The sequence below is a fragment of the Rhodococcus sp. 14-2470-1b genome (genome assembly GCF_002259415.1).
Classification (GTDB): domain Bacteria; phylum Actinomycetota; class Actinomycetes; order Mycobacteriales; family Mycobacteriaceae; genus Rhodococcoides.
Window position 1 is genome coordinate 199596 of record NZ_NPFY01000035.1, and the last position, 18123, is coordinate 217718.

The 18123-nt window shown below is 65.5% G+C and carries 15 protein-coding genes; 5 read left to right on the forward strand and 10 right to left on the reverse strand.

All coding sequences use genetic code 11. The features are described from left to right. Positions 1-29: 29 nt before the first annotated feature. The gene (locus CH293_RS27980) at positions 30-1166 is read left to right on the forward strand and encodes a hypothetical protein (protein ID WP_141217215.1); all 1137 of its coding nucleotides are present in this window, start codon (positions 30-32) and stop codon (positions 1164-1166) included. Between the two features lie 63 nt (positions 1167-1229). Here CH293_RS27980 and aspS read toward each other — a convergent pair whose 3' ends face one another. Continuing rightward, on the reverse strand, positions 1230-3041 hold the full coding sequence (gene aspS, locus CH293_RS24105; protein ID WP_037113122.1) for an aspartate--tRNA ligase: 1812 nt from the start codon (positions 3039-3041) through the stop codon (positions 1230-1232). A 177-nt stretch (positions 3042-3218) separates the two neighbouring features. On the opposite strand from aspS, the gene CH293_RS24110 reads away from it, so the two are divergent. Next, positions 3219-4145, forward strand: a complete 927-nt coding sequence (locus CH293_RS24110; protein ID WP_094721702.1) for a neutral zinc metallopeptidase — start codon at positions 3219-3221, stop codon at positions 4143-4145. 18 nt (positions 4146-4163) lie between these two features. On the opposite strand, the gene CH293_RS24115 is transcribed toward CH293_RS24110, so the two are convergent. Then, positions 4164-5195 carry an Rv2578c family radical SAM protein gene (locus CH293_RS24115; protein WP_037113119.1) on the reverse strand — a complete coding sequence of 344 codons (1032 nt, stop codon included), beginning with the start codon at positions 5193-5195 and terminating at the stop codon, positions 4164-4166. A gap of 98 nt (positions 5196-5293) precedes the next feature. On the opposite strand from CH293_RS24115, the gene CH293_RS24120 reads away from it, so the two are divergent. Continuing rightward, positions 5294-5761 carry a DUF3237 family protein gene (locus CH293_RS24120; protein WP_037113116.1) on the forward strand — a complete coding sequence of 156 codons (468 nt, stop codon included), beginning with the start codon at positions 5294-5296 and terminating at the stop codon, positions 5759-5761. Between the two features lie 3 nt (positions 5762-5764). On the opposite strand, the gene CH293_RS24125 is transcribed toward CH293_RS24120, so the two are convergent. The 3 genes from CH293_RS24125 to CH293_RS24135 are packed head-to-tail and all read right to left on the reverse strand — an operon-like array spanning position 5765 to position 8347. Beyond that, entirely contained in the window at positions 5765-6391 is a 627-nt protein-coding gene (locus CH293_RS24125) for a hypothetical protein (RefSeq protein ID WP_094721703.1), read from the reverse strand. Next, entirely contained in the window at positions 6381-7652 is a 1272-nt protein-coding gene (gene hisS / locus CH293_RS24130; protein WP_094721742.1) for a histidine--tRNA ligase, read from the reverse strand. The genes CH293_RS24125 and hisS overlap by 11 nt, the downstream gene beginning before the upstream one ends. Before the next feature lie 2 nt (positions 7653-7654). After that, positions 7655-8347: an MBL fold metallo-hydrolase gene (locus CH293_RS24135; RefSeq protein ID WP_037113112.1), complete on the reverse strand. Its 693-nt coding sequence runs from the start codon at positions 8345-8347 to the stop codon at positions 7655-7657. A gap of 220 nt (positions 8348-8567) precedes the next feature. Between CH293_RS24135 and CH293_RS24140 the strand changes: the two genes are divergently transcribed. After that, positions 8568-9425 (forward strand): peptidylprolyl isomerase, encoded by an 858-nt coding sequence (locus tag CH293_RS24140; RefSeq protein ID WP_037113111.1) that lies wholly within the window; start codon positions 8568-8570, stop codon positions 9423-9425. After that, positions 9422-10219 carry a peptidylprolyl isomerase gene (locus CH293_RS24145; protein ID WP_255122969.1) on the forward strand — a complete coding sequence of 266 codons (798 nt, stop codon included), beginning with the start codon at positions 9422-9424 and terminating at the stop codon, positions 10217-10219. Before CH293_RS24140 ends, CH293_RS24145 begins: the two co-directional genes overlap by 4 nt. 51 nt (positions 10220-10270) lie before the next feature. Here CH293_RS24145 and CH293_RS24150 read toward each other — a convergent pair whose 3' ends face one another. From CH293_RS24150 to secD, 5 genes are all read right to left on the reverse strand, one after another. Next, the gene (locus tag CH293_RS24150) at positions 10271-12664 is read right to left on the reverse strand and encodes a bifunctional (p)ppGpp synthetase/guanosine-3',5'-bis(diphosphate) 3'-pyrophosphohydrolase (RefSeq protein WP_037113108.1); all 2394 of its coding nucleotides are present in this window, start codon (positions 12662-12664) and stop codon (positions 10271-10273) included. A 119-nt stretch (positions 12665-12783) separates the two neighbouring features. Further along, positions 12784-13329, reverse strand: coding sequence for an adenine phosphoribosyltransferase (locus CH293_RS24155; RefSeq protein WP_037113106.1), 546 nt, complete (start codon positions 13327-13329; stop codon positions 12784-12786). Further along, the gene (locus CH293_RS24160; protein WP_094721704.1) at positions 13326-15038 is read right to left on the reverse strand and encodes an ABC transporter substrate-binding protein; all 1713 of its coding nucleotides are present in this window, start codon (positions 15036-15038) and stop codon (positions 13326-13328) included. Before CH293_RS24160 ends, CH293_RS24155 begins: the two co-directional genes overlap by 4 nt. Next, the gene (gene secF / locus CH293_RS24165; protein ID WP_037113102.1) at positions 15038-16231 is read right to left on the reverse strand and encodes a protein translocase subunit SecF; all 1194 of its coding nucleotides are present in this window, start codon (positions 16229-16231) and stop codon (positions 15038-15040) included. Before secF ends, CH293_RS24160 begins: the two co-directional genes overlap by 1 nt. Before the next feature lies 1 nt (position 16232). Next, positions 16233-18002, reverse strand: a complete 1770-nt coding sequence (gene secD, locus CH293_RS24170) for a protein translocase subunit SecD (protein WP_170945341.1) — start codon at positions 18000-18002, stop codon at positions 16233-16235. Positions 18003-18123 lie beyond the last annotated feature (121 nt).

The following is an 18123-nucleotide window of genomic DNA, read 5'->3' on the forward strand; positions in this document are numbered from 1 at the left end:
ACAGACAAGTAGATTCCGGCGAGAGGGAGATGTTGAACGACCACGACGGCGGCGGTACGAGCAACACCGGGGGCGGCGGACCGGATCCAGAGCAGGGCGCACCGCAGGGTCAGAACCCGCAAGAGGAGTACACCCAGCAACCGTACGACGCCCGGCAGCAAGGCATCGGCGGCTACCCTCAGCAGCCCGTACATCCGACACCGCCCCCGTATCAAGGCCAGCCCACGTACCCAGGACAGCCCCAGTACCCAGGACAGCCCCAGTACCCAGGACAGCCCCAGTACCCAGGACAGCCTGAGTACTACCAGTCGCAACCGGGTTCCGGGCCGCCACCCGCGTACGGCCAACAGCCTGGCTACGGACCGTCCGGCGGTGGGTATCCCTCGTACCCGTCGGCGCAGCCCTGGGGTGGCCCCCCGTTTCCACAGCCGTACTCGCACCAGCAGTATCCACAACAGCACTACACGCCACCGACGTCACTGAGTGTCGGTGCGGCTCTGAGCTACGGCTGGAAGAAGTTCGGCGCCAACATCGGTGTGTGGCTCGGCGTCATGGGGCTCTTCGCGGCGGTGACCGTCTTGGGATATGTCGTGTTCTTCGCCGTCATCATCGCCGGTATCTCGAGCTCGACCGAGTTCGAGGACACCATGTTCGCTGCGGCCGGCGACGGTGAGTTGTCGTTCGCCCTGATCGTGGTCACCTTCGTGGCCGGCCTCATCGGGTTCTATGCGGGAGCCCTGCTCATCCGGGGTGCGCTGCTGGAATTGGACGGTGCGAAGCCCGGCTTCGGCGAGTTCTGGCGTCTGCCCAACCTGGTGCAGCTGACCCTGTTCGGAGTCGTAGTCTCGTTGATCAGCGCAGTGGCCCCGTCGCTGCCCACCCTGGCATCCCTGTCGATCAGTCTGCTACTCGGTATTCTGATCTGGTTCGGTCCGCATTTCATCATCGACCGTGGCGCATCGGCGGTGATCGCGTTGACCGCCAACATCAGGTTGCTCGGTGTCAGCCCGGGCAAGCTCGTCCTGCTGTACCTGGCGGTGGCCGGAATCAACATCGTCGGAGCAGTACCCTGTGGGCTGGGACTTCTGTTCACCATTCCCGCGAGCGTGATCGCGGTGACCTACGCGTACCGCGTTCTGTCCGCGGGAGCTGTCTCGCCGGCGTAGGCCTTCGAACAAAAGAACCCCCGCAGCTCCGGCGGCTGCAGGGGTTTCTGCTGCGCTGGGCTTCTATTCCGCGGAAGGCGCGTCCGCAGTGTCGTCCTTCTTCTCCTGTGCGACCTTTTCCGGCTTGGCATCGATGCCGGATTCCTTGCGCTGCAACGGGGTGATCGGTGCCGGGGCATCCGTCAACGGGTCCACGCCACCGCCGGACTTCGGGAAGGCGATGACCTCGCGAATCGAGTCGACGCCTGCCAGGAGCGCGGTGATGCGGTCCCACCCGAACGCGATTCCGCCGTGCGGAGGCGCGCCGTAGCTGAACGCGTCGAGCAGGAAGCCGAACTTCTCCTGCGCTTCTTCGTGGCCGATGCCCATGATCGCGAACACTCGCTCCTGAATGTCCTTGCGGTGGATACGAATGCTTCCGCCGCCGATCTCGTTTCCGTTGCACACGATGTCGTACGCGTACGCCAGTGCCGAACCCGGATCGGTGTCGAAGGAATCGATCGATTCCGGCTTCGGGGATGTGAACGCATGGTGGACCGCGGTCCAGGCACCCGAGCCGACCGCGACGTCGCCGCTCGCGGTGGCGTCGGACGTCGGCTCGAAGAGCGGTGCGTCGACCACCCACACGAACGCCCATGCTTTCGGGTCGATGAGGTCGAGCTTGCGAGCGATCTCGCCTCGTACAGCGCCGAGGAGAGCTCGCGAAGACTTGACGGCACCGGCGGAGAAGAAGATCGCGTCACCGGGCTTCGCGCCCACATGGGCAGCGATTCCGTCCCGCTCGGCATCCGTGAGGTTCTTCGCGACGGGCCCACCCAGCGTTCCGTCTTCGGCGACCAGAACGTAGGCCAGACCCTTGTGTCCACGCTGCTTCGCGAACTCCTGCCACTTGTCCAACTGCTTGCGTGGCTGCGACGCCCCGCCCGGCATGACGACGGCACCGACGTACGGCGCCTGGAACACGCGGAACTCCGTGGCGGAGAAGAAGTCCGTGCATTCGACAAGTTCGATGTCGAACCGCAGGTCGGGTTTGTCGGACCCGTAGCGACGCATCGCGTCGGCATAGGTGATGCGCGCAATGGGCGACGTGATGTCATGTCCGACGAGCTTCCACAGCGCGGCGAGGATCTCCTCGGCAAGCAGAATGACATCGTCCTGGGTCACGAAGCTCATCTCGACGTCGAGCTGAGTGAACTCCGGCTGACGGTCGGCGCGGAAGTCCTCGTCGCGGTAGCAGCGCGCGATCTGGTAGTACCGCTCGATACCGCCGACCATCAGCAGCTGCTTGAACAGCTGGGGGCTCTGCGGCAACGCGTAGAAACTGCCGGGCTGCAGACGCGCAGGGACCAGGAAGTCGCGGGCACCTTCTGGCGTCGACCGCGTCAGCGTCGGTGTTTCCACCTCGACGAACTCGTGATGCGCCAGGACACCACGCGCCGCCGCATTGACCTGCGATCGCAGCCGGATCGCATGACCGGGGCCTTCCCGACGCAGGTCCAAGTAGCGGTACTTCAGCCTCGCTTCCTCACCCGGCTGATCGTCGAGCTGGAAAGGAAGCGGCGCGCTTTCCGACAGAACCTCGATGTCGGTGGCATCGACCTCGACCGCACCGGTGGGGATTTCGTAGTTCTGGTTGCCTTCGGGGCGACCCTCGACCTTGCCGGTGACCTTCACGACGTACTCGGCGCGCAGACGATGCGCCTTCTCGGCCACGTCGCCCTCGCGGAACACGACCTGGGCGACGCCCGACGCGTCACGCAGGTCGATGAAGATGACACCGCCATGATCGCGGCGACGCGCAACCCAACCCGTCAGGGTGACTGTTCGGTCGACGTGCTCGGATCGAAGTGAGCCGGCGAGGTGGGTGCGCAGCACTGGTGTCCTTTCACAAAAATGGAACAAAGCGTGTTCGTCGGTCACCAATCCTACGGAGGCGACCCCCGGACAGGAAACGCGATACCGCCTAGGCATGGGAAGCTGCTGATCGACAAACGTCGGATCGGGCCGCGCAACTCGCCCGGGGGGACGTTCTTCCTGGAAGGATGACGAGGCATGACGTTCAGAGAAGGCGCTCGACTCGACTCGAAGCGTGTGTCCTCCGGTGGCGGTGGACGAGGCGGCAAGATCGCGCTCGGAGGAGGTGCGGGCGGCCTGGTGATTCTGGTGCTGGCGCTGCTGTTCGGCGGAGACCCGGGATCGATCCTGGGGCAGTTGACCGACGGAACGGACAGTTCGTCGCAATCCGCCGGGACCGACGGCGTGCTCGACAAGTGCCAGACAGGAGCCGACGCCAACAGGGACGTCGATTGCCGCATCGTGGGAACGGTCGGGAGCCTCGACGATGTCTGGCAGTCCGAGCTCGGCGCCCAAACTGGTGTGGCGTACGTCGAGCCCGCAGTTCAGCTGTTCAGTGGCTCGATCAACACCGGCTGCGGCAACGCGACCAGTGCGGTCGGGCCGTTCTACTGCCCCGCAGATTCGTCAGCATACTTCGACACGAGTTTCTTCCAGGTCCTCGTCGATCGGTTCGGATCCAGCGGCGGTCCGCTGGCGCAGGAATACGTCGTCGCCCACGAGGTCGGCCATCACATCCAGAATCAGTTGGGCGACATCGGACGAGCACAAGCCGATCCGCAGGGCGCCGAATCCGGTGCGGTGCGGGTGGAGCTGCAGGCCGACTGCTACGCCGGCATCTGGGCGCACCACGCCGCCCTCATCCCCGACCCGAACACCGGTGAACCCTTCCTCGAACCGCTGACGGACAACGACATTCGCGACGCACTCTCGGCGGCGTCGTCGGTGGGTGACGATCGGATCCAGCAAGCATCGAGTGGTCGAGTGAACCCGGAGGGCTGGACTCATGGTTCCTCGGACCAACGCCAGGCGTGGTTCGTGGCTGGTTACAGGACCGGGCAGGTAAGCGCCTGCGACACATTCGCGGCTCGCGATCTGAACACTCCATCTGCACTGACCCGCTGACCCACGAACGGCGCGATCTCAGAAGAGGGTGAGGGCGGGATCGCTCGCTTTCGACGTGGATGAACTCGATTCAGCGGGAAAGTTCTTGGGCATGGAACGCTCGTCGCCGACGTCGAACCCGTGGCGCTCCAGCATGGGATCGATCCGTCCTCGCAGCCACGTCTTGTACTCGGGCGTCACGTAAGCGCCGTGACCGTACAGCTGCCGGTAGCGACGAACCAACGCGGGATGCTGTTCCGCCAACCAGGACATGAACCAGTCCTTCGTCGACGACCTCAGGTGCATCGGCATCGCGGACACCGAGGTTGCTCCCGCATCGGCGAGCGCTTGAATCAGAGATTCGAGCTGCCGCGCCCCGTCGGTGAGGAACGGAATCACCGGCGCCACCAGAACGCCGCACGGCAACCCGACGTCGCGGACTGCTCGGATCAGGTCGAGACGAGCCTTGGGGCTCGGCGTACCCGGCTCGATCTGCTTCTGCAAACCGGCGTCGTGGATAGCGAGACTGATGTTGATGTGCACGTCCACCTGACGGGAGGCAAGGGCGAGCAGAGGCAGATCCCGGCGCAGGAGCGTTCCCTTGGTCAGAATCGAGAACGGCGTGCCGGATTCCGCAAGCGCGCCGATGATTCCCGGCATCAGGCGATAGCGCCCCTCGGCACGCTGATAAGGATCGGTGTTGGTGCCCAACGCAACCGGTTCCCTCTTCCAGGACTTACGGGCGAGCTCCTTACGCAGCACTGCAGCGATGTTCGTCTTCACGACGATCTGCGAATCGAAGTCGCTACCCGCATCGAGGTCGAGATACTCGTGGGTGGGCCTGGCGAAACAGTACGTGCATGCGTGCGAACACCCCCGCGCAGGATTGACCGTCCACGAGAACGGCAGCGAATCACCATCGATCTTGTTGAGCGCGCTCTTGCACAGCACCTCGTGAAACGTGATGCCCTCGAACTCGGGGGTCTGTACGCTGCGAACCAGACCGGCGCGTTCGAGCCCCGGCAGTGCGCCGTCGTCCGCGGCGTCGAGTGTCTGTCCCGCCCATCGCATGCACACAGTCGAACATGTGTTCTATATCGGTGTCAAGGCGACACCCGGCTCACGTCAGCCGCTGCTACACCTGTCGGCCCTGCCGCTACGGTAGAGCTGTGACCGCACCTATCGCCCCGACACTCGAACCGATTCTCCGCCTCGGACTCAGCCTGGGTAGCGCCATCGACGTCGGCACGGTACCCGACGGAGAACGAGTGGTGACGCCCATCCTCGGCGGCGCCGCTCCAGGACCGGACATCGAAGGCACGGTTGCTGTTTCGACGTCCCTCGCCGGGGTGACGCGTGTCGACGGCCGCACCGAGTTCACTGCCGACATCGTCCTCGAACTCGCCGAGGGCGGGCATCTCGCTCTGTCATTCCGCGGATTTCAGTTCGGCCCTGCTGAAGTCGTCGAGTCGCTCGCCGGAACCGAAGAGGTCGACCCCGCCACGTACTACTTCCGCGGCACCCTCGAAATTTCCACCGCGGTACCGCAATTCACCTATCTGAACCGCGCCCTGGTCGTCACCTCGGGCACTCGCTCCGCAGAATCGATCGTCCTCGATGCTTTCCTGGTCACGTAGCCGCTAGTTGCCCAACTCGGCGACCTCGCGGTCGGTCAGTGTGGCGAGAGGGGTTCTGCCCGCCGCCTTGACGAGCTCCGCCGCTCGATAGAGCGGCCGCTCCCCCAGCCCAGCGTCGCGGGCCTCGGCTTTCAACTGGTCGACTAGGAGCGAGGCAATCGCTGCAGCCGGCACCAGTTCGCTCGTCCACAATGCGTCGGCGAGCTTGCGGAGCGACAGAATGGGGAGCTCACGGCCCCCGCCGTTCGTGTACAGCGCCAACGCGAGAGTCAGTTTCACGTTGCCGTCGTACAACCGCAGAGAAATCTGATCTATCCTCGCCGTTCTGACCTGCAGCTCCGCCGACACCAAGTCGGGCACCGACAGAGCGCGTGTGCGCAGTCCACCGCGGGCGTGAACGATGTTGCCGTCGAGCCATGTTCGACGTCGGATGCCCACCCACGCCGACGCCGCGGCCGGTAACCCGACGACGACGCCGAGGACGACTGCAACGGCGGTGGGCAGAAAGAACGAGCTGATCACGGCGACGAGGATGCCGACCACCAGCGAACCGATCGCTACCTTCCTGAGCCGCGGAACGATCAGCTCGGTAGGTATCAGATCCAGGTCGACGAGCTCGTCACCGGCCAAGTCGAGCCTCCAGGTGCGACACGATCTCGGACAACGCCACGTCGTGCTGCTCTCCCGTCGCCAGTTCCTTGACGACGACGTTGCCGTCGGCCAGTTCCTTGTCGCCGAGGACCAGGGCGAACTGTGCGCCGGAACGGTCGGCGGCTTTCATCGCGCCCTTGACTCCACGGTTGCCGTAGGCGAGATCGACGCTGACTCCCTTGCCCCGCAGTTCGCCTGCGATCGCCACGATGCGCGCTTTCGCGTCGGCTCCCAGCGGTACGCCGAACACGTCGCAGCGCGCGGGAGATCCGGCCGACTTTCCTTCGGCTGCGAGCGCCAGCATGGTTCGGTCGACCCCGAGCCCGAATCCGATGCCGGACAGTTCCTGGCCGCCCAGTTGCGCCATCAGCCCGTCGTATCGGCCACCGCCGCCGATTCCGGATTGCGCGCCCAGTCCGTCGTGCACGAACTCGAACGTCGTCTTCGTGTAGTAGTCGAGTCCGCGGACCATCCGTGGGTTCACGACGTACGGAACCTTCAACGCGTCGAGGTGTGCGAGCACCTCGTCGAAGTGCGCCCGTGCGGTGTCGGACAGGTGGTCGAGCATCAGCGGGGCGTCCGCTGTCATCTCGCGCACCTCCGGCCGTTTGTCGTCGAGGACTCGAAGCGGGTTGATGCGTGCGCGCGTGCGGGTGGCCTCGTCGAGCGGAAGGCCGAAGAGGAACTCCTGCAACAATTCTCGATACTGCGGGCGGCACGTGTCGTCCCCCAGCGACGTGATCTCCAACCTGAAGTCCGTCAGACCGAGTGACCGAAATCCGTTGTCCGCCACAGCGACGACCTCGGCGTCGAGCGCGGGATCATCCATTCCGATGGCTTCGACTCCGACTTGCTGCAGCTGCCGATAGCGTCCCGCCTGCGGGCGTTCGTAGCGGAAGAACGGTCCCGCGTACGCGAGTTTCACAGGGAGAGCTCCCCGGTCGAGGCCGTGTTCGATGACGGCGCGCATGACGCCTGCCGTGCCCTCCGGGCGCAGGGTGACGGATCTGTCGCCCCGATCGGCGAAGGTGTACATCTCCTTGCTCACGACGTCCGTCGACTCGCCGACACCGCGGGCGAACAGCCCGGTGTCCTCGAAAATGGGCAGTTCGATGTGCCCGTACCCAGCGTTGCGAGCCGCGGTCAGCAACCCCTCACGGACGGCGACGAACTCCGAGGAGTTCGGGGGGACGTAGTCGGGAATGCCCTTGGGCGCAGAAAAGGTACTCGGCTTGCTCACGGTCACAGTTTTCCTTGTTCGGGGCCTGCGAGTCCAACGAGAAAGGGATTGGAGGCGCGTTCCTGGCCGATGGTGCTCTGCCCGCCGTGTCCCGGCAACACCACGGTGGCGTCGTCGAGCGGCAGCAGCGTCGTCGCGATCGAGCGAAGCAACTGTTCGTGGTCTCCACCGGGAAGGTCGGTTCTCCCGATGGACCCTGCGAACAGCGTGTCGCCGGTCAACGCGATCGCCAGTGTGCCGTCCGGTGTCTCGACGTCGATGGAGAACACGACCGACCCCTGCGTGTGGCCGGGAGTGTGAAGCACACCGAAATGGATTCCGGCCAGTTCGAGCGAGGTCTCGCCGCTCAGGTCGACCACACGTTCGGGCTCGTGGAACTCCGCGTCGCCGAGCAGGGCGGCGAGGGTCGGTCCGGTGCCGCGCAGTGGATCGGACAGCATGAATCTGTCCTCGTCGTGGATGTAAGCGGGTATACCGAACTTCTCGCACACCGGTTCCACAGACCACGTGTGGTCCAGGTGACCGTGCGTCAGTAACACCGCCTGGGGAGTCAGGCTGGATTCGCTCAGGAACCGCAGAAGCGGTTCCGTCGCATCCTGTCCCGGGTCGACCACGACACAGTCCGACGAGCCCTCCTGCGCGAGCACGTAACAGTTCGTCTGAAACATTCCCGCCGGGAATCCGGTGACGAGCACAGCTGCCGCTCCTAGTTGTCGTACGCCAAGGTCCGTTCCACCCTAGTTGGACCGTGTTCACCTGCGTGTGTGCAGTCGGCCGACCGTGCGACGCCGCCATGCCGGTCGGGAACTTCTCAGGTAGTGATGGCACACTCACTCACGGTCGGTTTCGGCTCGCCGACCGGCAGGAAGACACGTAGGCCGAGCCGGTGGACGACACAAGCGGGAGGACACGCAATTGCCCAGCAACGAGCAGCGGCGCGAGGCAGCGAAGAGGAAGCTCGAGCGACAACTCGAACGCCGAGCCGAACGAGCGAAGAAGCGTAAACAGCTGACCATCGCCGGATCGGTGCTGGGTGTGGTGGTCGTGGTCGGCGCGGTTGCCGTCGTGTTCGCCCTCACTCGCGGCGGAGACGAACCCGAGACGACGGCGTCGTCGACGCCCAACGGCGACACACTGATCGCCGACGGTCGGGCCGAGGCACTGCCCGAGACCGTCGACTGCAGCTACCCCGCGGCCGCGCAGCCCGCTGCGAAGGAAAACACTCCGCCGCGCACCGATGGCGTGCCGACGAGTGACGAAGCACTCAGTTACAGCATGGAGACGACCCAGGGCAACATCGGCCTGACGCTGAACAATCCGCAGTCGCCGTGCACTGTGAACAGTTTCGTCTCGCTCGCCAACCAGGGCTACTTCGACGGCACGCAATGCCACCGCCTCACCACGGGCGCGGGTCTGCAGGTTCTGCAGTGCGGCGATCCCGCGGGCACCGGCATGGGCGGGCCTGGCTACCAGTTCGCCGACGAGTTCCCGGCCGATCAATACGCAGAAGGCGACCCGGCCGCCGAGCAGCCGATCAGTTACCCGCGCGGAACGATCGCGATGGCCAACGCGGGCCCCGGCACCAACGGCAGCCAGTTCTTCCTCGTCTACGGCGACTCCACGCTGCCGCCCGCGTACACGGTGTTCGGCACCATCGACGAGACCGGTCTGCAGACACTGGACAAGGTCGCGGCGGCAGGCGTCGAAGGTGGCGCTGCAGACGGCAAGCCTGCGCTTCCGGTGGACATCACCAGTCTCGTGAGTGACCTGTGAAGCGCACGCTAGCGGTGCTCGCCGTGTCGGGCGCGGCCGTTCTCCTCGCGGCAGGCTGTTCGTCGGACAACTCCGAGACTGCGGCGACGACCGAGTCACCGACGGCGACTACGAGTGCCGCGGCCCCGACCACTCAGCCGCCGCTGGATCTCAGCCTGTTCGGGGTCCTCCCCCCGGTTCCTGCGCAGGAAGTGTCGACCACCACCTGCGAGTACCCGGAAGCGACGCCTGCGATTCGCGAGAACACCGCGCCGCAGCAGTACGGGGTGTCCACCGTCGGACTCGTCGACGTTGCCGTGACGACGAGCCAGGGCCCCGTCGGCCTGTCGCTCGACCGCGCCGAAGCTCCCTGCACCGTCAACAGTTTCACGTCGCTTGCCACGCAGGGCTACTTCGACGACACCGTCTGTCACCGGCTGACCACCACCGAGGGCCTGCAGGTCCTGCAGTGCGGTGATCCTTCCGGACAGGGAAACCGTGGTCCCGGTTACGAGTTCGCCAACGAGTACCCCACGACGGCGTTCCCGGCCGGCGACCCGGCACTGTCGAGCCCCGTCGTCTACCCCCGCGGGACCGTCGCCATGGCGAACGCCGGACCCGACACCAATGGAAGCCAGTTCTTCCTGGTGTACGAGGATTCCGTCCTTCCGCCGCAGTACACCGTGTTCGGAACGATCGACGAGGCCGGGCTGGCGACGCTCGACGCGGTGGCAGAGGCCGGAGTCTCCACACCCGGCAACGACGGACCACCCAACGCCGAGGTCACCGTTCAGTCGGTCGTCGCCGCTCAGTGACCGTGAGTGGAAATGTAGGTCCCGACCTACATTTCCACTCACGTAGGGTGGTCAGGCAGCGGACGTCAGGCGATAGACGTCGTACACCCCTTCGACGTTGCGCACGACGTTCAGGACGTGGCCCAGGTGCTTCGGGTCGCCCATCTCGAACGTGAACTTGCTGATCGCCACACGGTCCCCCGACGTAGCCACCGACGCGGACAGAATGTTGACCTTCTCGTCCGCGAGTGCTTTGGTGACGTCCGAAAGCAGGCGATGCCGGTCCAGTGCCTCGATCTGAATCGCGACCAGAAACACCGACGACGCGGACGGGGCCCATTCGACGTCGATGAACCGTTCCGACTGCTCGCCCAGCGATTTCGCGTTGGTGCAGTCGGTTCGGTGCACACTGACCGACCCCCCGCGGGTGACGAACCCGAGGATTTCGTCGCCGGGAACCGGGGTGCAGCACTTGGCCAGCTTCGCGACGACCCCCTCGGTGCCCGACACGAGTACACCGGCGTCACCGACCTGACGCGGACGAGTCGGGATGGTGGACGGTGTCGACCGCTCCGCCAGTTCTTCTTCCACGTCGCCGACGCCGCCGAGGTGAGCAACCAACCGCTGCACCACGTGCTGCGCGGACACGTGACTCTCGCCGACCGCGGTGTACAGCGCCGAGACGTCGACGTAACGCAGTTCGTGCGCGATCGTGGACATCGACTCGGCATTCATCAACCGTTGCAGCGGTAGTCCACCGCGGCGCACTTCCTTCGCGATGGCGTCCTTGCCTGCTTCGAGCGCTTCCTCGCGACGTTCCTTGGCGAACCACTGGCGGATCTTCGTCTTCGCGCGGGGCGAGACGACGAAGCCCTGCCAATCGCGGCTCGGACCGGCGGTGACGGCTTTCGAGGTGAACACCTCGACGACCTCGCCGTTCTCGAGCGTGCGTTCGAGCGCCACCAGTCGACCGTTCACACGGGCTCCGATACAACGGTGGCCCACCTCGGTGTGCACGGCATACGCGAAGTCGACGGGACACGAACCCGCAGGCAGCGTGACGACGTCACCTTTCGGAGTGAAGACGAAGATTTCCTTGACGGCCAGGTCGTAGCGCAACGATTCCAGGAATTCGCCCGGATCCGCTGCCTCACGCTGCCAGTCGAGCAACTGGCGCATCCACGCCATGTCGTCGACCTCGGCGTTGTCGTTGCCGTGTTTGCCGCGTGTCTCCTTGTACCGCCAGTGCGCGGCGATGCCGAATTCGGCCGTGCGATGCATGTCCCTCGTGCGGATCTGCACCTCGAGCGGCTTGCCTTCGGGGCCGACGACCGTGGTGTGCAGCGACTGGTAGACGCCGTACCGGGGCTGCGCGATGTAGTCCTTGAACCGGCCTGCCATCGGCTGCCACAGCGAGTGCACGACGCCCACGGCGGCGTAACAATCGCGGATCTCGTCGCACAGGATGCGTACGCCCACCAGATCGTGGATGTCGTCGAAGTCGCGACCCTTGACGATCATCTTCTGATAGATCGACCAATAGTGCTTGGGGCGTCCTTCGACGGCCGCACTGATGCGGGACGCCGACAGCGACGCATTGATCTCGGCGCGCACTTTCTCGAGGTACGTGTCGCGGGAGGGTGCACGATCGGCGACGAGTCGAACGATCTCGTCGTACTTCTTGGGGTGAAGAATCGCGAATGCGAGATCTTCGAGTTCCCACTTGACCGTCGCCATGCCGAGACGGTGTGCGAGCGGCGCGATGACCTCGAGGGTTTCCTTCGCTTTGCGCGCTTGCTTCTCGGGCGGCAGGAAGCGCATGGTGCGCATGTTGTGCAGGCGGTCGGCTACCTTGATGACCAGAACGCGAGGATCGCGAGCCATGGCGATGATCATCTTGCGAATGGTCTCGCCCTCGGCCGCGGTGCCGAGAACCACCTTGTCGAGCTTGGTCACCCCGTCGACGAGGTGCGCTACTTCCTCACCGAACTCCTCGGTGAGCTGCTTCAGCGAGTACCCGGTGTCCTCGACGGTGTCGTGCAGGAGAGCCGCGACCAGAGTCGTGGTGTCCATGCCCAGCTCGGCGAGAATGTTCGCCACCGCCAATGGGTGCGTGATGTACGGGTCCCCGGATTTGCGCATCTGAGTGGCGTGGCGCTCGTCGGCGACGTCGTACGCCCGCTGAAGCAACGCGAGATCCGCTTTGGGATACAGCTCGCGGTGCAGACTCACCAAAGGTTCGAGGACAGGCTTGACTGCGGCGTTGCGGCCGGCCGTGATGCGCCTGGCCAAGCGGGCGCGGACGCGTCGGGACGCGGACGTCGGGACGGCAGGTGCCGAGCCCTTTCCGACGACCGGTGGAGCAGAGTCCGGTGTTGCTTGCGGCGTGTCCGCAGTAGCCGCCTTACCCGATTCCGGTTCGGACGCGGGTCGATCCGGCAAGGGTTGGTCGAGGTAACGGGTCACAATGTTCGCCTCCTGCCGCGTGGTCTGCTCTCGTTCGCTTGGCTCATGGCCCCTCGGTCGACTGGCATCGACCTCGGTTACGGATCTTCGACAACAGCAGTGTTCACCAACTTTAGTCCTCAGACCTGCCGAAGGCAGACAAGCGGGTAGCCCTCGCACTTGCCTCGACCCGCGAGGACCGCGATCTCGAGCGCGACCGCGGCACCGACGATCTCGGCACCGCACGCTCGCAACAACTCCGCGGTGGCCGCGATGGTGCCACCGGTGGCGAGAACGTCGTCGACGATCAGGACCTTCCGGCCCGAGATGTCGACGTCGGCCGGGATTTCGAGTTCCGCCGACCCGTACTCCAATTCGTAGCTCTGCGCCACCACGGGTGGCGGGAGCTTGCCTGCCTTGCGGACCGCGAGAATGCCGGTGCCGAGTTCCAACGCCACACCCGCGCCCAGCAAGAAGCCGCGCGCGTCGATTCCTGCAACGAGGTCAGCCCCCGAACCGGCTTCGGCCAGTGCCGCAACCACGGCCTTCAGACCGTCCGGATCTGCGAACACCGGCGTCAGATCGGCGAACCTCACCCCGTCGACCGGGAAATCATCGGCCCAACGGGTGAGCCGGTCGATGTGGTCCGACGCGATCGACGCTCTCTCTTCCGAAACTCTGTTCACCTGTGCAGTATCCAACGATCCATGTTCCACCCCGCACCCGCCACCGTCGGATTCGCGACGACGTTGGTCATGCCGTCCGCCACGGCCAGTGTTCGCGGCTGGTTGAACAGTGGAAGCGAGGGCATCTCGTTCCAGAGGATCCGCTCCCCCTCGGTCGCGAGAGAAAGCACGGTCCCAGCCGACGGCGCTGTGGCCAGCTCGTCGACGATCGCATCGATTCTGCCGTTGGTGTATCCACCGACGTTGCTGCCGTTCCCACTGTGCACGCTGTAACGCGCCGCTTCCTCGGACACCGCTCCCGACGGTCCCGAGGCAGACGCAGTAGCTCCGAGAACGGCGTCGACCGCCCCGGTGCGTAGTGCACTCGGCGAGAAGTCCGGAGACCCTGCATCGGTGACGGTGATTCCGGCCGGCGCGCATGCGGCCGCAATGTCGGCGACGATCTGTGCGCGGCGCGGATCGGGAGCGAGGTAGCCGATTCGAACGGCGAGGCTGTCCAGATCGGCGTTGTTTCGCTCGGTCGTCGACGCCGCGACGTCCGCTTGCCGGTAGCGGCCGTCCGCGGTGGCGGCTACCGGTCCGTAGAGCAGCGCGCTCGGACGGACGAGCCGGGAATCGACGACGGCCGAGCCGATGCCTGCGGACTCGTCGTATCCCGGGTGGCCGACGCCCTCGAACAGTTGCTCCCGCGGCACACAGGCGGCAAGTGCGCGGCGCGCTGCGGACGACGCGAGCGAACCGCTGGTCGCGAACGTCAGTTGCTCCACGCCGTGGGACGGAAAGTCGGTGCGCTCGAAGCCGTCCGACGGGATGTCGCCGCCTGCACCGTGATCGACGACCTCGAGGTCACCTTCGGTTGCGCGTGCGGCGACGTCGGTTCCCTTCGGCCACACGACGATGCGTTCGGTCTCGGGCGGGACTCCCCACCACGACTCGTTGGCGACGAGTACCAGACCGTCTTCCTGGGTGTACGAGTCGACGCGGTACGGCCCGTTCGATGGCAGCAGGGACGTGTCGATCTGTCCAGGGACGAGGTTCCATCCCGTGTTCCAGAACTCGGCGATCCTCCCGACGGCCGCGAGGTCGCCGGACAGGATCGGGTCGACGACGTTGGGGACCCCGGCGACGCGAGCTGCAACGTGGGAGGGCAGTAGGTCGGTGGCGCCGAACAAGGACCGCCAGCCGTCGTAGTTGCGACCCGCGCGGTAGACGACCGTGGCGTCCTTGCTTCCCGGGACGCAGTCGACTCGTTCGATGTCTCGGTATCCCGCGCTCGACGCAGCATCGAACAGGGGCAGGTCGTTCTCCCCCGCCACGAAGCGTCCGCTGTTCGCCGCCCAGGTCAGAACCAGGTCGTCGCAGGTCATCGGAACACCGTCGGAATAGGTGGCCTGTGGCGCGATCGTGTACGACACCGTGAGGACGTCGCCCGGTACGACCGACATCCCTCCGACGTCGTTGTCGGCCAGCGCTTCGCCTTCGGGTCCGACGTAGCCGAAGCCGGTCTGGACCCGAGGAAAAGCCTGCCGGGCCGCCGACGCTGCGCCGTCGACCGTATTGGCGTTGTACGTGGTCAACACCGTATCGACAGCGTATCCGATGGACGGAACCTGGTCCTCTGCCGTCGAGCACGCGACGAGAGCGCCTGCCGCGACGGCGACGACCGCCACGGCTGCCGTCGTCCGCGACCTCTGGACTCGCACGTTCATCAACGCCTCTTCTTGGCACGCTTTCCGGTAGGCCGCGAGCCCACCCGAGGGGTCACCGGCGCGTCGGGGACAGTGCCCGACCCTGCCACGACCGGGGTGTCCGACCCTACGCGCTTCGCAGCTTCGGCACGCTTGCCCAACACCTTCTTGGTGTGGGCCGCGACGGGACCCCACTTCTCCTTGATGGACACCAGCAACGGCGTCGCGAAGAAGATCGACGAGTACGCGCCGACGATCATGCCGACGAGCTGCACGAGCGCGAGGTCTTTGAGAGTGCCGACACCGAGCAGCCAGACGGCGACGATCATCAGCGCCAACACCGGCAGAACGCCGATGACGGTGGTGTTGATCGACCGCATCAGGGTCTGGTTGACGGCCAGGTTGGCCTGCTCGGCGTAGGTCTTGCGGCCCAGGTGCAGGATTCCGCGCGTGTTCTCCTCGACCTTGTCGAAGACCACGACGGAGTCGTACAGCGAGAACCCGAGGATGGTGAGCAGGCCGATGACCGTCGCGGGCGTGACCTCGAACCCGACGAGCGAGTACACACCGGCGGTGACCAGCAGGTCGAAGAACAAGGCAGCGAGTGCAGCTATCGCCATGTCCCTCTCGTATCGGATCGCGATGTAGATACTGACGATGACCAGGAACACGACGAGCGCGATCAGTGCCTTCTGCGTGATCTGCCCGCCCCACGTCTCGCTGACGTCGGAGAAACTGATGGCGTTGGGGCTCGCCGTTCCTGTGCTGTCCACCGGCTGGAAGGCGTCGAACAGTGCAAGACGTACCTGGTCGACCTGTCCTGCGTCGAGTGCCTCGGAACGCACCTGCACCGTGGCAGCCGCTCCGGAGCCGACGGTCTGCACCGCTTCCGGACCGAAGCCGAGAGTGTCGGTGAACACCGTCTCCACCTGCTCGGAGGTGACACCGCCGTCGGCGGGTACTTGAATCTTGGTGCCGCCCTCGAAGTCGATCCCGAGGGTGAACCCACGGAAGACCATGCTGAGCAGGCACACCAAAACGATCGCTGCGGTGAGGATGTAGTAGAACCGGCGCCTACCGACGACCTCGAACGCGCCCGTTCCGGTGTACAGCCGCGAGAGCCAGCTACGCGTGGGTTGCGCGCTCTGATCGACGCCGGAGTCCTGCAGCAGGACCGAGCCGGTGCCCTCGGTGTTCTCTGATGAATCGGACATCTCAGGCCCCCTTCGTCGCAGCATCGGATGCGGACTTGCTTGCCATGGCACGTGCGGCGGCACGCTTGCGTTCCTGCGCGATCTGCGCGACGGCGCCGAGCCCGTTCACACCGGGCTTGGACCAGAACTTGGACTTCGACGCCAGGTACACCAATGGCCAGGTGACCAGGACTACCACCATGACGTCGAGGATCGTGGTGAGGCCGAGCGTGAACGCGAAGCCCTGCACCTGCCCCACGGCCAGTGCGTAGAGCACCGCTGCGGCGATGAAACTCACGGCATTACCGGACAGAATTGTCTTGCGGGCACGCGTCCAGCCTCGTGGAACGGCGGATCGGAAGCTTCTGCCCTCCCGGATTTCGTCCTTGATGCGCTCGAAGAACACGACGAACGAGTCGGCCGTCATGCCGATGCCGATGATCAGACCGGCGATCCCGGCGAGATCGAGGGTGAAGTTGATCCATCGGCCGAGCAGAACGAGAATCCCGTAGACCATCGCACCCGCGAGCACGAGCGACAACGCGGTGAGGAATCCGAGCGCACGGTAGTAGACGAGGCAGTAGACCAGCACGAGAGCGAGGCCGATCGCTCCGGCAAGCAGACCCGCTTCGAGCGAAGCCAGCCCCAGCGTCGCGGACACCGTTTCTGCTTCCGACGATGCGAAGGACAACGGAAGCGATCCGTACTTCAAGGTGTTCGCGAGATCCGACGCACCTTGGGCGGTGAACTGCCCGGTGATGGACGTCGCGCTACCGGCGGGCGTCGCGCCCTGGATCACCGGTGCGCTGACGACCTTGGAGTCGAGTGTGAACGCAGCCTGGCTGCCGATGTTGGCTCCGGTGAACTGCGCCCACGTGTTGCTGCCTTCGGAATCGAAGCTCAGGCTGACCTCGTGACGTGACTGCTGGGAGTTGAATCCGGAGGTCGCATCGGAGATCTGCTGGCCGTCGATGATGCTCGGCCCGAGGACGTACACGGCGGCACCGTCGGTGGAACATGCGACCAACGGCAAGGCCGGGTCGTCGTTGCCCTGCAACGGGTCGGGAGCGTTGCAGTCGATCGTCGCGAGCGCAGCCTGCTGGACCTGAGGGTCCTCGCTCTGACGAAGCGCCTTCGCTTCGGCGATCTGGTCCGCAGCCTGCTCGGCTTCGGTGCCCGCGGGCTCGTCCGCAGCCGGGTCCTCAGCAGCAGGATCACCTGCGGGGTCGGCCGCCGGCGCCGCGGGAGTGGGCGCGGGTGTCGGATCGACCGCGCTGGGATCCTGTGCCGGGAACGGGCGACCCTGAGGCACCGCATCTCCGGACGGCGCAGGAGTGTCGGCAGCAGGTGTCTCGGCCGGTGTTCCGCCTGCCGGGGCCTGCTCGGTTCCCCCCGCGGGAGCGCCCGCCGCGGGCTGTGCAGCTTGAATCACCGGGCGAATGAACAACCGCGCGGTCTGGCCCAGAGTGCGTGCCTGCGAGCTGTCGTCACCGGGAACAGTGATCACGAGGTTCTCGCCGTCGATGAGCACCTCCGAGCCCGCGACACCGAGACCGTCGACGCGAGTGGTGATGATCTGCTGTGCCTGGATCAGGCTCTCACGGCTCGGCGCGCTGCCGTCCGGTGTTCGCGCCGTCAGCGTGACACGGGTGCCGCCTTCGAGATCGATACCGAGCTTCGGCTCGGGCGACTTGTCTCCGGTGAAGAAGACCAAGGCGTACACAACGGCCATCAGGACGCCGAACACGGCGAGATAGCGGGATGGATGCACCGATCCGCTTGAAGGTGCCACGGTGTGTGATTCTCCTCTTGGCGTTTGAGGGTGAGTGACGAAAAGTAACTCGCGGGAGGTTCAGGGCATACCGGACGCCTGGACCCTCGCACGCGAAACCGCTGCCGGACCGTGTCCGACA